The sequence below is a fragment of the Xanthomonas euvesicatoria genome, from assembly GCF_013112235.1.
Lineage (GTDB): Bacteria > Pseudomonadota > Gammaproteobacteria > Xanthomonadales > Xanthomonadaceae > Xanthomonas > Xanthomonas euvesicatoria.
Genome location: NZ_JABFFS010000001.1, coordinates 2,801,677 through 2,816,632, shown reverse-complemented (window position 1 = coordinate 2,816,632; position 14,956 = coordinate 2,801,677). Strand labels below are relative to the sequence as shown.

Sequence of the window (14,956 nt, the reverse complement as noted above, 5' to 3'; positions counted from 1 at the left end):
TGTACGACTCGTACACTGCCATTCCTGTGCGCCATCCTCGTGGCTGGCGACTCCACTACGTTTTGTGAGCCGCTGTCGGCGCGGCGCCTAGTTGCGGCAACCCACGACCGGCGCTGATGTCAGCTGAATTCGCGTACGCCGTGGTCCCGGCGCATCATGCGCCGGAGTTAATCGACACGCCGCACTGAGTCAATCCAATCAAAAAGCCGGCATGCGTGCATGCCGGCTTTCTTGTTCTTTTAAACCCTGTCTGCAAGACACTTGGGACTCCCCACAGCTGCGGCAACACCGCTGTTGCCGCGGCTTTCTTGCAATCGACTCAGACGTCAAAAAAGTCCACCTTGCCGTCCTGCAAGGTGTAGTACGCACCGACCACGCGCACGTTGCCGGCACGCAATGGTTCGAGCAACGCAGGCTCCGATGCCGCGCGCAAGCGGTCGACGGTACGTTTGACGTTGGCCTTGACCGAGTCGGCCAGCAGGTCGGTACCGCCCTTGGCCTTGGCGGTCAGCACCGCCGGAACGATCGGCTCGATCATCGAGCCGATTGCGCCCGGGAAGAACGTGTTGTTCTCCACGACCGACACTGCCGCCGCCACCGCACCGCAGCTTTCGTGGCCCATCACCACCACCAGCGGCACGCCGAGCTGGCTGACCGCATATTCGATCGAACCGAGCGCGGTGGTGTCGACAGTATTGCCGGCGTTGCGGACGATGAACATTTCGCCCAGGCCGCGGCCGAACAGCAACTCCGGCGGCACGCGCGAATCCGAGCACGACACCAGGATGACGAACGGGGTCTGGCCCAGCGCAAGCTCCAGGCGGCGCTTGCTGTCGGAGATCACTTTCTTGGGGCGGTTTTCGACGAACGCGTTGTTGCCGTCACGCAGAATCTGCAGCGCCTGCTCGGCATTCAAATCGGTTTTCTTGGACGGCGCCGCGCGCAAGGCGAACGGCAGGGATGCGGCAGCGGCCGCGATCGGCGCGCAACAGGCGCACTGAAGCAATTTTCGACGCGATGCGGAATGCGACATGGACGAGCCCCCTGCTCTGTGGTTGGTGACGCGATCGTACTATGTGGCGGACGCGACCAAACGGGCCGGATGGAGCGTCTGCGATCAAAAGACGCAGTCCGCGGGCGCAGGTTCAGGTCCAGTCCGTCAGGCCCTCCCGGCGATAGGTTTCCTGGAACGCTGGGCGCGCCTTCATCCGCATTGCATGCGCCCGCAGCGCAGGCCAGGTATCGGTCGGCCGCGGCATGTTGCGCGACCAGCGCATCAGCATGGTCAGCATGAAGTCGGCCGCAGACACGGTTTTGCCGAGCAGATATGGGCCGTGGGCCTGCAGATGCGCATCGACCTGGGTCCAGGCCGCTTCGAGCTTGCGGCGGGCGTGCATCTGCGCCGCCTCGGCCTGCCCGGCCCCGGCCGGCTCGCTCGGGTAGAACCAGGCGCGGTACGCCGGCTGCAGGGTGTTGGCGCAGAAGAACATCCACTTGTAGTACGCCGCACGCTCCGGCGTGCCGACTGCCGGGGCCAGCCCGGCCTGCGGATGCAGATCGACCAGCTGCAGCACGATGGCGGCGGCTTCCGTGAGCACTTGACCATCGAGCACCAGCGTGGGCACCACGCCGGCGGGGTTGAGCGCCAGATACTGCGGCGATTTGTGCTCGCCGCGTTCGAAATCCAGCGGGTGCAGTGCGTGCGGAATATCCAGTTCGATCAGCAGCCAATGCACCACCAACGCTGCGGTGCTGGGGGAGTGGTACAGCGTGGCGACCATGCGGGCTCCGGGATCCGTAGGGACAGGCGCGCAAGGCGGGCAAAGCCTGCGCGACTCACGGCGATTGTCGTTGTTTTACCGGGCTGTCGAAGACCTGTGTGGTGCAATCACCGCTGCACCGGCGCGCGCACCGACATGAAACGCCCTCCACACGATGCCGCATGCGCGCATCGTCCCTGCAGCTCACCGGCACCGGCCACACCCGCGCAACGGCGGTGCAGCCGGCTCGATCGCCGCCGTTACTCCACCACCACCGGAATCTTGCCGATGCGCGACTGCCATTGCCGCGGGCCGGTCTTGTGCACCGACTCGCCGCTGGAATCCACCGCGACCGTCACTGGCATGTCCTTGACCTCGAATTCGTAGATCGCCTCCATGCCGAGGTCCTCGAACGCCAGCACGCGGGCGGCCTTGATCGCCTTGGACACCAGATACGCAGAACCACCGACCGCCATCAGGTAGACGGCCTTGTTGTCGCGGATCGCCTCGATCGCCGCATCGCCACGCTCGGACTTGCCGACCATGCCGAGCAGGCCGGTCTGCTCCAGCATCTGCCGGGTGAATTTGTCCATGCGCGTGGCGGTGGTCGGGCCAGCCGGGCCGACGACTTCGTCGCGCACCGGATCGACCGGGCCGACGTAGTAGATGAAGCGATTGGTGAAATCCACCGGCAGGGTTTCGCCGCGGTTGAGCATGTCGATCATGCGCTTGTGCGCGGCATCGCGGCCGGTCAGCAGCTTGCCGTTGAGCAGGATCACTTCGCCCGGCTTGAAGCTGGCCACTTCTTCTTTGCTGATGGTGTCCAGATTCACCCGGCGCGCATTGGTCGGGTTGTAGGTGAGTTTGGGCCAGTCTTCCAGCGACGGCGGATCCAGCATCACCGGGCCGCTGCCATCCAGGGTAAAATGCGCGTGGCGGGTGGCCGCGCAGTTGGGGATCAACGCCACCGGCAAGTTGGCGGCGTGGGTCGGATAATCCTTGACCTTGATGTCCAGCACGGTGGTCAGGCCGCCCAGGCCCTGCGCGCCGATGCCCAGCGCGTTGACCTTTTCGTACAGCTCAAGCCGCAGCTCTTCGGCACGGTTGGAGGCGCCGCGCGCCTGCAGGTCGACGATGTCGATCGGTTCCATCAACGCTTCCTTGGCCAGCAGCATCGCCTTTTCGGCGGTGCCACCGATACCGATACCGAGCATGCCCGGCGGGCACCAGCCGGCGCCCATGGTCGGCACGGTCTTGAGCACCCAATCGACGATGGAATCGGACGGATTGAGCATGGCGAACTTGCTCTTGGCCTCCGAACCGCCGCCCTTGGCCGCGACGATCACTTCCACATGGTGGCCGGGCACGATCTTGGTGTTGACCACTGCCGGCGTGTTGTCGCGGGTGTTGGTGCGTTTGCCGGCCGGATCGGCCAGCACGCTGGCGCGCAGCTTGTTGTCGGGATGGTTGTAGGCACGGCGCACGCCTTCGTTGACCATGTCTTCCACACCCATGGTGGCGTCGTCCCAGCGCACGTGCATGCCGATTTCCAGGAACACGGTGACGATGCCGGTGTCCTGGCAGATCGGGCGGTGGCCCTCGGCGCACATGCGCGAATTGATCAGGATCTGCGCAATGGCGTCCTTGGCGGCCGGCGATTCTTCGCGCTCGTAGGCGGCGGACAAATTCTTGATGTAGTCGACCGGGTGGTAGTAGCTGATGTACTGCAGCGCATCGGCGACGGACTGGATGAGGTCTTCCTGCTTGATCGAGGTCACGGCTGGCTCTACGGCTGGCGGGGGTGCAATCCGGGCATTTTAGAGCAAACCGCAGGCGCGTCCGGCGGCGGCGTCTATCGCTACGATTGACTGATGCGGTCTTTGGCCGGTCGTCGTCGGCGCAGCGCTGCGGCCGTGCTGCGGTGATGGCAAGCGACGAGTCCACGGACCGTTGCCGGCGCACCGGCTGGCGGTGAGCCCTGTGCGCCAAGGCGAGCCCGCGCCTGCGCGCGGGCCCTGGCCTTTCCTGCCGCCAGCCAACACCCCGCGCCCACGCCGGGCGCGGCACACTAGCGCGATGTCAGCTTCCCGTTCCGGCGCCACTGCGCCTGCCGCTCCCCGTACCGGCCCTACCCTGCGCGAGCGCCTGGATGCGCTGCGCAATCTACCGCCGTTCCTGCAGCAGATCTGGCAGACCAGCCGCTGGCTGAGTGCCAGCAGCATCGGCTTGCGCGTGCTGCGCGCGCTGATGCCGGTGGCGACGCTGTACATCGGCAAATTGATCATCGACGAGGCGATCCACCTGGTCGGCCAGCCGTCGGCATTCGACTCGTTTGCGCAGGCCCTGGGCAGCGGCCGCCTGAACCGGCTACTGGAACTGCTGGCGCTGGAACTGGCGTTGGCGATCGGCTCGGACCTGCTCGGCCGGCTGGTCGGCTATGCCGATGCGCTGCTGTCGGAGTTGTTCAACAACGCTGCCAGCGTGCGTCTGATGGAACATGCCGCGCAGCTGGATCTGGAGGATTTCGAAGACCCGGACCGGCAGGACAAGCTGGATCGCGCGCGACGCCAGACCATGAACCGCATGAACCTGATGAGCCAGCTGTTCGGCCAGGTGCAGGACGCCATTACCGTGATCAGCCTGGCGGTGGGCCTGGTGGTCTATGCACCCTGGTTGATCGTGCTGCTGGCGGTCGCGTTGATTCCGGCCTTCATCGGCGAGGCGCATTTCAATGCGCTCGGCTATTCGCTCAACTTCCAGTGGACGCCGGAACGGCGCCAGCTCGATTACCTGCGCCAGGTCGGCGCCAGCGTGGAGACGGCCAAGGAAGTCAAGATCCTCAACCTGCACCGCTTCCTGATCGCGCGCTACCGCCGGCTGGCCGACAAATTCTTCCAGGCCAACCGTGCGCTGGCACGCAAGCGCGCAATGTGGGGAGCGCTGCTGGCCGCGCTCGGCACATTGGGCTACTACATGGCCTACGGCTACATCGCCTGGCGCACGGTGCGCGGCGACTTCAGCATCGGCGACCTGACCTTCCTGGCCGGCAGTTTCCTGCGCCTGCGGCAATTGCTGGAAGGCTTGCTGATCGGCTTTTCGCAGGTCGCAGGCCAGGCGCTGTATCTGGACGATCTGTATTCGTTTTTCAACATCGTGCCGGAAATCCGCTCGCGCCCGAACGCACTGCCGGTGCCACGCCCGATCCGCCAGGGCTTCGTGTTCGAAGACGTCGGCTTCCGCTACCCGGACGCGGAACAGTGGACGGTGCGGCACCTGGATTTCGAACTGCGCGCCGGTGAAGTGCTGGCGCTGGTCGGCGAAAACGGCGCCGGCAAGACCACCCTGGTCAAGCTGCTGGCCCGGCTCTACGACCCCGACGAAGGCCGCATCCTGCTCGATGGCCACGACCTGCGCGACTACGACCTGGACGACCTGCGCGCCAACCTCGGCGTGATCTTCCAGGACTTCGTGCGCTATCACCTGAGCGTTGGCGAAAACATCGGCGTGGGCCAGGTGGACGCGATGGACGACACGCCACGCATCCGCGCCGCCGCGCAACGCGCGATGGCCGGCGAGCTGATCGACAGCCTGCCCGACGGTTACAACCAGTTGATCGGGCGGCGTTTCAAGAACAGCGTGGATCTGTCCGGCGGGCAATGGCAGAAGATCGCCATCGCCCGCGCCTACATGCGCGATGCGCAGCTGATGATCCTGGACGAACCCACTGCCGCGCTGGATGCGCGCAGCGAATTCGAGGTGTTCCAGCGCTTCAAGGAGCTGTCGGACAACCGCACCGCCGTGCTGATCTCGCACCGCTTCTCCAGCGTGCGCATGGCCGACCGCATTCTGGTGCTGGCTGCTGGCCGCATCGAGGCCAACGGCACCCACGAAGAGCTGATGGCGCAGGGCGGCCGGTATGCGGAATTGTTCGAATTGCAGGCGGCGGGGTATCGGTGAGGCAGGGATTCGGGATTGGGGATTGGTAAAAGCTGCCGGCTCATCCGCGAGCCCGGCGCGCTCAGGATCCAGGATCTGCTCTTGCGAATTGCGAATCCCCAATCCCGACTCCCGAATCCCCGCACCCAAATGAGAGTTCATCTCATTTGGCCAGCTTGAGGTAGAATTGGCGCGTACTCCTCCCACGACACGACCGGTATGTCTTCCGCTTTTGGCGCCGAAACGGTGCTTGAGGTCCGTCATTGGACCGATGCCTACTTCAGCTTCACCACGACCCGTGATGCCGGCTTCCGTTTCGAAAACGGGCAGTTCGTGATGATCGGGCTGGAAACCGAAACGCGTCCGTTGCTGCGTGCGTATTCGATCGCCAGCGCCAATTGGGAAGAACATCTGGAGTTCTTCAGCATCAAGGTGCCGGACGGCCCGCTGACCTCGCGGCTGCAGCACATCCAGCCCGGCGACAAGGTGCTGGTCGGCAAGAAGCCCACCGGCACGCTGCTGATCAGCGACCTGCACCCCGGGCGCAACCTGTATCTGCTGGGCACCGGTACCGGCCTGGCGCCGTGGCTGTCGATCATCAAGGACCCGGAAACCTACGAGCGTTTCGACAAGGTGATCCTCACCCAGGGCGTGCGGTTCGTGCAGGATCTGGCCTACCGCGATTACTTCGAACGCGAATTGCCGCAGCACGAATTCCTCGGCGACCTGCTGCGCGAGAAATTGCTGTACTACCCGGCCGTCACGCGCGAAGCCTTCGCCAACCAAGGCCGTTTGACCGAGCTGATGGCCGATGGGCGCATGCAGCAGACGCTCGGGTTGCCGACACTGGATCCGGCCAACGACCGCTTCATGATCTGCGGCAGCCCGCAGATGCTGGCCGACCTGCGCACCCTGCTCGATAGCCGCGGTTTCCAGACCTCGCCGCGCATCGGCACGCCGGGGCATTACGTGTTTGAGCGTGCATTCGTCGAAAAGTGATGCGACGCGTGCAAGACCCGCGCGGCGCGGCGTTTCATCTGAAGAACCCGAGATCGTAGAGCGCCCCCGGGCGCGACCAGGCGTTACCGGGAAAGCTTCGTCGCGCCCGGGTGCGCACCTACGGTTCCACTCCCATGCCCTGCCGGATCATGCGCCCAGCGCGCGCTCGATGTCGGCGGCCAACGCTTCCGGCTTGGTGGTGGGCGCATAACGTTCCAGTACGCGGCCGTCGCGGCCGACCAGGAACTTGGTGAAGTTCCACTTGATCGCTTCGGATCCGAGCACACCGCGTTGTTCGTGCTTGAGCCATTGCCACAGCGGATGCGCGCCGTTGCCGTTGACCTCGATTTTTGCTGCCAGCGGAAAATCCACCGCATAGTCGAGCGAGCAGAACTGGCGGATCTGCGCCGCATCGCCCGGCTCCTGATGGCCGAACTGATCGCACGGAAAGCCGATCACCACCAGCCCACGTTCGCGATAACGCTGCCACAGCGCCTGCAGCCCCGCGTATTGCGGCGTAAACCCGCACTTGGATGCAACATTGACCACCAGCAGGACGTTGCCGGCGTAATCGCGCATCGACTGGGTGCGACCTTCCAGGTCGGTGAAGGCGAAGGTGGAGATGTCGCTCATGGTTGCCCTGCAGTGTGCGAGACGGGCAGCGTACCGTAGCCGCCGGCACGACAGCCATGCGGCGGGGAAAGATTGCCAAGGGCAGTCGTGCGGCAGATCGCCTGCCGCGCGACACGCCAGGATCGTCAAGCAGACGCCCCGGCAGCTCGCCGAGGTCGCCCGAAGACCGCTAGCTCGTACTGCCACAAAGTGCGACGGGCACACTGTCGGCGGCGGTACAGGCCCAGCTTGCATCGACTCGCGCGATTGCAGGGCGAGCAACGGTTGTGCCCGCCTGATCGCGTCACCTTGGCTTGGCAGCCATGCCTTTTGTCACACGCCTGTCCCGACGGGCTGGGTTAGCCTCGGCGGTTTGCACTTTGGAGCAACTCTCTTGACCACCCGTCTCGCTTTTGCCCTGGCCGCCTCCCTGGGACTTGCCATGCCGTCCTACAGCATCGCCGCCCCCGCTGCCACGCAGGCCGCCACCCAAGCCAATCCCTTTTTTGCCGACAGCACGCTACCGCTGCATTACCCGCAGTTCGACAAAATTAAGGACAGCGATTTCGCACCTGCCTTCGATGCCGGCATGGCCGAACAGTTGAAGGAAGTGGAAAAAATCGCCAACCAGAAAGCCAAGCCCAGCTTCGACAACACCATCATCGCGCTGGAAAAGAGCGGCGCCACGCTCGACCGCGCCACCACGGTGTTCTTCAATCTGGTGGGCGCAGACACCAACGACGCACGCAAGAAGTTGCAGGCCGACTATTCGGCGAAGTTCGCAGCGCACCGCGATGCGATTTCGCTCAACGGCAAGCTGTTCGCACGCATCCAGACCTTGTACGACCAACGCGCCACGCTGGGGCTGGATGCGCAAGGCGTGCGCCTGGTCGAGAAGTACTACAGCGACTTCGTGCGCGACGGCGCCAAGCTCTCCGACGCCGACAAGACCACGCTCAAGGCCATGAATGCCGAGCTGGCCAACCTGGGCACCACCTTCAGCCAGAACGTGCTGGCCGAAGTGAATGCTGCCGCTGTGGTCGTGGACGACGTCAAGCAGCTGGACGGTTTGTCGCAGGAGCAGATTGCCGCCGCCGCCGAAGCGGCCAAGGCGCGCAAGCTCGATGGCAAGTACGTCATTGCCTTGCTCAACACCACCGGCCAGCCGCCACTGACCCAGCTGAAGAATCGCGAGCTGCGCAAGAGGATCTACGACGCCTCGGTGTCGCGCGGCAGCCACGGCGGCCAGTACGACAACACCGCGCTGGTGTCGCGCATCATGAAGCTGCGCGCCGACAAGGCCAAGCTGCTGGGCTTCCCCACCTATGCCGCCTACTCGCTGGAAAACCAGACCGCCAAGACGCCCGAAGCGGTCAACGCGATGCTGGGCAAACTGGCGCCGGCCGCGGTGGCCAATGCCAAGCGCGAAGCCGCCGATCTGCAGGCCATGATCGACAAGGAACAAAAGGCCGCGCGCAAGCCGACGTTCAAGCTGGAAGCCTGGGATTGGGCCTACTACAGCGAGAAGGTGCGCCAGGCCAAGTACAACTTCGACGAATCCCAGCTCAAGCCGTACTTCGAACTGAAGAACGTGCTGGAAAACGGCGTGTTCTATGCGGCCAATCAGGAATATGGCCTGACCTTCAAACAGCGCACCGACCTGCCGACCTACCGCGACGACATCACCGTCTACGACGTGTTCGACGCCGACGGCAAGCAGCTGGCGATCTTCATTGCCGACATGTATGCGCGCGAATCCAAGCGCGGTGGCGCATGGATGAACTCGTACGTCTCGCAGTCGGAGCTGACCGGCTTCAAGCCGGTGGTGGCCAATCACCTCAACATTCCCAAGCCGCCGGCCGGCCAGCCCACGTTGCTGACCTGGGATGAGGTGACCACCATGTTCCATGAGTTCGGGCATGCGCTGCACGGCATGTTCTCCGACGTCAAATACCCGTATTTCTCCGGCACCAGCGTGCCGCGCGACTTCGTCGAGTTCCCCTCGCAGGTCAACGAAATGTGGGCCGACGAACCATCCATCCTGAAGAACTACGCCAAGCATTACCAGAACGGCACCCCGATGCCGCAGGCATTGCTGGACAAGGTGATTGCCGCATCCAAGTTCAACCAGGGCTTTGCCACCACCGAATACCTGGGTGCGGCGATGCTGGATCAGAACTGGCACCAGGTCAGCGCCAGCCAGGTACCGGACGCCGCCGGCGTGATGGCATTCGAAGCCAAGGCGCTGCAGCAGGACGGCATTGCCTACGCGCCGGTGCCGCCGCGCTACAAGACCCCGTATTTCAGCCACATCATGGGCGGTTACGCGGCAGGCTACTACGCCTACATCTGGTCGGAAGTGCTGGACGCCAACACCCAGCAGTGGTTCAAGCAGCACGGTGGCCTGAGCCGCGCCAATGGCGATCGTTTCCGCAAGACCCTGCTTTCGCGCGGCGGTAGCGTGGATGCGATGGAGCTGTTCCAGAACTTTGCCGGGCATGCGCCGCAGATCGAGCCGCTGCTCGAAAAGCGCGGCCTCAGCGCGCAAGGCGGCGATGGTGCCACTGCGGAATCGCCGCAGTCCAAGCCGTAGATCGGCTGCACGATCCGCGCGCGGTCATCGGGCCGCGTGCTTGGCAACAGGATCGGCATGTCCCCTGCGGGCATGCCGATCTCGAACACCAGACGCGACATCCAGCTGCTCGCGATGGTATCGGCAAGTGCTTGTTTGAGGACCGATGAGCCGACACGCCGCCCTGAGCGATCAGGGCGGCCTTTTGCTGGCTGCGTTTGCAACGCCTTATCGCACGCGCAACGCGCAGTGCTTAGAGTTCGACCGCGTCCACGCCATCCAGCAGCTTTTTCAGCAGCTTCTCCAGACGCAGCTGCTCGGCCTCGCTCATGCTGGCGGTCTCTGCATGCAACAGCGTGCAGGCATCGGGCAACAGGCTTTCGATCAAGGCCGAGCCTGCGGGCTGCAGCGTCAGTACGATCTTGCGCCGATCCTCGGGGCTGCTGGTGCGAGAGATCAGGCCTTTCTCGCACAGTTGATCGGTCAGCCGGGTGATGTTGGCCGGCTTTTCGCTGGCGGCTTCGGCCACCTCGGTCGGAGTGATCGATTGCTCCGGTGTGCCGTAGAGCATCATCAAGATCTCGTATTCCGGCGGACTGAGGCCATAAGGCTTGAGTCGCACGCACCCGAGCGTATGCAGGCGCTTGTAGAGATGCTTGATCAGTCTCACCAATATTGCCGGCTCCCGCGGGAACGCCGGATAACGCACGCAGGTGTGGTCCACGCGACTTGCGGTTGGATCGAAACTACTCATATCACCCGTTGGAGTACGTTGCTGAATGGCCGGGCCATTCAATCACATCATGCGCGATGCGACACCTCAGCGCGCGAAGAGATGTACATATTCCGGTGCGACCGAAGGCAATAATGTGGAGGCAGCGACCTCTGCCATCTGCGTGCCATCCGAGTAGGGACCAACCTGATAGGGCGCAAATACAAAGCGCACGGCAGTGATCTGCCCATTTGCATTCAATACCGGTACGAACTGCGCAAAATTCTCCGCCTGCGCGGCGGTGCCTTCGGCAATCATGCGATCCGCCGAAGCCACCTGCTCAGCCTGCTCTTCTATCGGCACGCGATCTTGCTGGACACGCTGGGTCGCTGCTGCATGCAATTGCGCCGCGACCTCCCGGCCGATCTTTTCCCAGCCTGCCGAATCCGGAATCAGCGCTTGTGCGGTCAATTGCTTGCGCTCCTTGACCAACCAGACGAAGCGCGCCACCAGCGGCTCGCCATGCGCACCGCCGGTGTACCTGCTGCCGTCGGCGGAAATCACGATCAGATCGGGGGTCTGCAACACGGTTTCGAATGCCAACGACAGCTCGTACGGCGCCGGCGGCTTGTCGTTGCCCAGGCCGGAAACCGCCTGCATCAGTTCGGCACGCGCATCCTGCGCATAGCCGCGAATGAGCGCAGTGAGTTCCGGATATGCATCCAGCCCGCGCGGATAGCTGATGCCCACCATGTAGGCCGGTGCATGTTCGATCACATCTTCCAGCGGGCCGCTCTGTACGACAGTCGGCTCTGCAGGCGCCGCCGCCGCGGGCGCCGCATCGGCTGACGGTGCACTTGGCTCTGCCGTTGTCGGTGCGCGCTGCGTACACCCTGCCAACACGGCCAGCACCAGCAAGCCCTGCACTGCCTTGAATCCAAGCAACCGCCCCATTACCACCCGCTCCCCTGATATGAATCATGTTACGAAAAGAACCGCTGCTGGTCAGGCCAGCAGATCGTGATACTGCGAATGTCGCCGCAGATATGCATCGGCATAGCTGCACGCCGGAATCACCTTCAAACCGTGCTGCCGTGCGAATGTCAAAGCGTCCTCGACCAATGCCGCGGCAACGCCGTGTCCGCTGATCGCGTCCGGCACCTGCGTGTGCGTGATGGTCATGATCTCACCCTCGCGCCGATAGGCCAGCTCGGCGCGATGTCCATCGGTGTCTATGTTGAAACGCTGCCGGTCCGGATCGTGTTCTGCGTGCACTGTCGACGCCTCTCTCAAGTTCTGCGCCAGCAAGAGTAAGGCGCAGTGTGACCAGCGCGATGCCGCGCCTGCGTGAAAGTGAATCGGTGCTGTGATCGGCTGCGCAGCTTGCGCAATGCGCCCTCAAGTTCGCCCGGGGAGCGCCGATAGCTGACCCGAAGGCAATCGCGGCAACCGGTGTGCGGAAGCAGCGACGTCTTCGCCTTACCTACGAGGGAGCCACCGCATGAACAACGATTCGGCAGGACACAGCGCAGACAGCGACAGCTCGTTGCTAGAGGGCTTGTTCCAGTTCGCTCTCAAGGGCGACACCCACAATCCGGATTTCACGCAGCTCAACGATACGGTGTACGAGCGCCTGCAGCAGGCCTACGGCGTGGCATCCAGCGCCGATCAGGAACGCAACGCGGCCTGAGCTGGCGCATCGCTGCGCAGCGGTCTCATCCGCTGTGCAGTCGTTAATCCCATCCAACACGTCTGTCCAGACCGTGCCATCGCGCGGGTCTGACATGGCTCGGCCGTATCGGGGCGGCTTTTCACCCGCTTCCTAAAACGCTCCGGTCCGTACACGCCGGCAGTCGTCGGGCATCCCATCGCGCTAGCTGGCAACCACGCGTTCGGCCTGCAGAAGGGACACGCGCGCACAAAAGTCCACTCTCTAACCGCGGCAGCGTCCAGCGCGTTGAGCTTGGGCAAGCGTCACCATCGCCGGCCGCGCTCAGCCGAAGCGCGGGTTGGACAGCTGCTCCAGGAACACCTGCCACACGCGCGGTTCCATGATCAGCATGAACATCACGCCGAACGCAGCGCCGGCCAGATGCGCGCTGTGGTTGATGCGATCGCCGCCGCGGCGGTCCATCCACAGGCTGTAGCCCACATAGAACACCGCGTAGAGAATCGCCGGGGCCGGAATGAACAGCACCAGGATGATCGTCCACGGTTGCAGTAGGATGAAGGCAAACAGCACCGCCGACACCGCACCGGATGCGCCCAGGCTGAGGTAATTCGGATTCTTCTGGTTCTTCAGGTAGCTGGGCAGGATCGAGACCACCAGTGCGGCCAGATAGAACAGCGGATAGGTCAGCACGCTGCCGGTGAGCTGGGCCATCACGTTCTCGATCACCCGGCCGAAGAAGAACAGCGTGATCATGTTGAAGATCAGGTGCCCCAGATCGGCGTGGATGAAGCCATAGGTCACCAGGCGATCGTATTGCTTGTGCTTGTCTACCGCCGGCGGCCACAGGATCAGCCGGTCGCTCAACTTGCGATTGTTGAACGCCATCCAAGAGACGATGCCGGTGATGGCGATCAGGATCAGGGTAATCATGCAGACCTCAGGCAGTACGGTAATTGTCGACCATGCGATACCGGCGTGCGTACAAGCCGAAGGCAAGTGCCGCCAGGAACGCGAAGGCCGCGAAGAAGAACATCAAGAAGGCCGCTTCACTGAGCCCAGTATCGGCGATATGCGCAGTCACCGTCGCATTGCGCACCGCCACGTTGGACAGCAGCACCCATAGATTGCCGACGGTGGTAGTGAGATACCAGAAACTCATCACCACGCCCTTCATCGACGGCGGCGCCTGGCTGTAGGCGAACTCGATGCCGGTGGCCGACACCAGCACCTCGCCGAAGGTGAGCAGTGCGTACGGCAGGATCTGCCAGGCGATGTGCATCGGCTCGCCACCGTCCATCACCATCTGGATCGCGCCTACCGCCACCCAGGCCACGCCACTGAAGGCGATGCCGCTGGTCATGCGGCGCAAGGGGGTCGGCTCCCAGCCACCACGGCGCAACAGCGGGTACAGCACCAGGTTGTTGAAGGGGATCAGCAGCATCACCAGCAGCGGATTGAGCGCCTGCATCTGGGAAGCGGTGAACCAGGCTGGCATGGTCATCTCGCGCCCCTGCAGCACCCAGGTCGAGGCCTTCTGGTCGAACAACGAAAAGAACGGCGTCACCAGCGCAAAGATCACCAACACCCGCAACAGCGCACGCACGCCTTCCACCGCAACATCCGGATGGGTGCCACGCGCACGTTCCAGCTGCCACCAGGTCCCGCCGCCGATTCCGGCCAGCAGCAGTACCAGCGCAATGCACAGGCACACGACGATGCCCAATTGCTCGACCAGCGCGAAGCCGGCCAGCGCCAGCAACACCGAGACGACCGCCAGCATCAAGCCCGGACGGCCCTGCCCGGGCGCGTGCGTCAATAACGCAGTGCGCACCACCGCGCCGAACCCATGCGGGTCCTTCGGCGGCAGCGGCACCAGGACATAGCGCTTGCGCCCCAGCCAGAACACCAGCGTCGCCACGAACATCAGGATCCCTGGAATGCCGAATGCCCAGGCCGGGCCAAGATTCTTCAGCGCCAGCGGAATCAGCAGCGAGGCGAACAGCGAGCCGAAGTTGATGATCCAGTAGAAGGCGTCGAACACCACCTTGGCCAGGTGTTTATTGGACTGGTCGAACTGGTCGCCCATGAACGAGGCCACCAGCGGCTTGATGCCACCTGCGCCCAGCGCGATCAGGCCCAGACCCACAAAAAACCCGTCGCGGCTGCCTTCAAACAGCGCAAGGCAGGCATGCCCGGCGCAATACACCAGGCTGAACCACAGGATGGTGTTGTACTTGCCGAAAAAGCGGTCGGCCAGCCAACCGCCCAGCAACGGGAAGAAATACACCCCGATCATGAAACTGTGCAGGATGTGCTTGGCCTCGGCTTCGCGCCCTGGCCCGCTGATTTCCTGCAGCAACAGCGAGGTGATCAGGAACTGCACCAGGATGTTGCGCATGCCGTAGAAGCTGAAACGCTCGCAGGCCTCGTTGCCGATGATGAAAGGAATCTGGCGCGGCAGCCGCGCCCCGGCAGAAGCGCCTGGCGAGATGGAGGTGGTCAAAGGCAGTCCGGTCATGCTGAAAACAGGCCCTATCGTACCGGCGCCCGCCCGCCGGCCGCCATTGCCCGCCCGAACCTGTCGGACGCGGGCGCTCAGCGGACGCAGCTGGCGGACCTCGCCCAGCGTGATCGGTGTCGTCCAGGTTGGCCGACAACGCCATGGCGCCAAGCGTTGCACGGCAGCCGCGTAG

The 14,956-nt window shown here is 63.8% G+C and carries 13 protein-coding genes; 4 read left to right on the top strand and 9 right to left on the bottom strand.

The window, feature by feature from the left end; translation table 11 throughout:
• Positions 1-319: 319 nt before the first annotated feature.
• The 3 genes from HLH45_RS12160 to HLH45_RS12145 form a co-directional block, all read right to left on the bottom strand.
• Positions 320-958 (bottom strand): carbonic anhydrase, encoded by a 639-nt coding sequence (locus HLH45_RS12160; RefSeq protein ID WP_029819060.1) that lies wholly within the window; start codon positions 956-958, stop codon positions 320-322.
• Positions 959-1,145: 187 nt separating this feature from the next.
• Positions 1,146-1,781 (bottom strand): glutathione S-transferase family protein, encoded by a 636-nt coding sequence (locus HLH45_RS12155; protein ID WP_008571414.1) that lies wholly within the window; start codon positions 1,779-1,781, stop codon positions 1,146-1,148.
• A 239-nt stretch (positions 1,782-2,020) separates the two neighbouring features.
• Complete coding sequence (locus tag HLH45_RS12145) at positions 2,021-3,538, bottom strand: fumarate hydratase (RefSeq protein WP_008571413.1); 1,518 nt, start codon at positions 3,536-3,538, stop codon at positions 2,021-2,023.
• A gap of 298 nt (positions 3,539-3,836) precedes the next feature.
• Between HLH45_RS12145 and HLH45_RS12140 the strand changes: the two genes are divergently transcribed.
• Together HLH45_RS12140 and HLH45_RS12135 are read left to right on the top strand one after the other, a co-directional pair.
• Positions 3,837-5,717, top strand: a complete 1,881-nt coding sequence (locus HLH45_RS12140; protein WP_008571412.1) for an ABC transporter ATP-binding protein — start codon at positions 3,837-3,839, stop codon at positions 5,715-5,717.
• 198 nt (positions 5,718-5,915) lie between these two features.
• The gene (locus HLH45_RS12135; protein WP_008571411.1) at positions 5,916-6,695 is read left to right on the top strand and encodes a ferredoxin--NADP reductase; all 780 of its coding nucleotides are present in this window, start codon (positions 5,916-5,918) and stop codon (positions 6,693-6,695) included.
• 147 nt (positions 6,696-6,842) lie between these two features.
• Here HLH45_RS12135 and HLH45_RS12130 read toward each other — a convergent pair whose 3' ends face one another.
• The gene (locus tag HLH45_RS12130) at positions 6,843-7,328 is read right to left on the bottom strand and encodes a glutathione peroxidase (RefSeq protein WP_008571409.1); all 486 of its coding nucleotides are present in this window, start codon (positions 7,326-7,328) and stop codon (positions 6,843-6,845) included.
• 373 nt (positions 7,329-7,701) lie between these two features.
• Here HLH45_RS12130 and HLH45_RS12125 point away from each other — a divergent pair, with 373 nt between their 5' ends.
• Entirely contained in the window at positions 7,702-9,900 is a 2,199-nt protein-coding gene (locus HLH45_RS12125) for a M3 family metallopeptidase (RefSeq protein WP_008571408.1), read from the top strand.
• Positions 9,901-10,132: 232 nt separating this feature from the next.
• Here the strand turns inward: HLH45_RS12125 and HLH45_RS12120 are convergent, their stop codons facing one another.
• From HLH45_RS12120 to HLH45_RS12110, 3 genes are all read right to left on the bottom strand, one after another.
• Positions 10,133-10,633 (bottom strand): MarR family winged helix-turn-helix transcriptional regulator, encoded by a 501-nt coding sequence (locus HLH45_RS12120; RefSeq protein WP_008571407.1) that lies wholly within the window; start codon positions 10,631-10,633, stop codon positions 10,133-10,135.
• Positions 10,634-10,699: 66 nt separating this feature from the next.
• Positions 10,700-11,545: a PdaC/RsiV family protein gene (locus HLH45_RS12115; RefSeq protein ID WP_008571406.1), complete on the bottom strand. Its 846-nt coding sequence runs from the start codon at positions 11,543-11,545 to the stop codon at positions 10,700-10,702.
• Between the two features lie 51 nt (positions 11,546-11,596).
• Positions 11,597-11,866: a GNAT family N-acetyltransferase gene (locus tag HLH45_RS12110; protein ID WP_033478463.1), complete on the bottom strand. Its 270-nt coding sequence runs from the start codon at positions 11,864-11,866 to the stop codon at positions 11,597-11,599.
• A 226-nt stretch (positions 11,867-12,092) separates the two neighbouring features.
• Between HLH45_RS12110 and HLH45_RS12105 the strand changes: the two genes are divergently transcribed.
• Complete coding sequence (locus HLH45_RS12105; RefSeq protein ID WP_005911777.1) at positions 12,093-12,281, top strand: hypothetical protein; 189 nt, start codon at positions 12,093-12,095, stop codon at positions 12,279-12,281.
• A 303-nt stretch (positions 12,282-12,584) separates the two neighbouring features.
• Here the strand turns inward: HLH45_RS12105 and HLH45_RS12100 are convergent, their stop codons facing one another.
• Positions 12,585-13,193: a rhomboid family intramembrane serine protease gene (locus HLH45_RS12100; protein WP_003483519.1), complete on the bottom strand. Its 609-nt coding sequence runs from the start codon at positions 13,191-13,193 to the stop codon at positions 12,585-12,587.
• Positions 13,194-13,200: 7 nt separating this feature from the next.
• The gene (locus tag HLH45_RS12095) at positions 13,201-14,781 is read right to left on the bottom strand and encodes a POT-type proton-dependent oligopeptide transporter (protein WP_008571404.1); all 1,581 of its coding nucleotides are present in this window, start codon (positions 14,779-14,781) and stop codon (positions 13,201-13,203) included.
• Between the last annotated feature and the right edge of the window lie 175 nt (positions 14,782-14,956).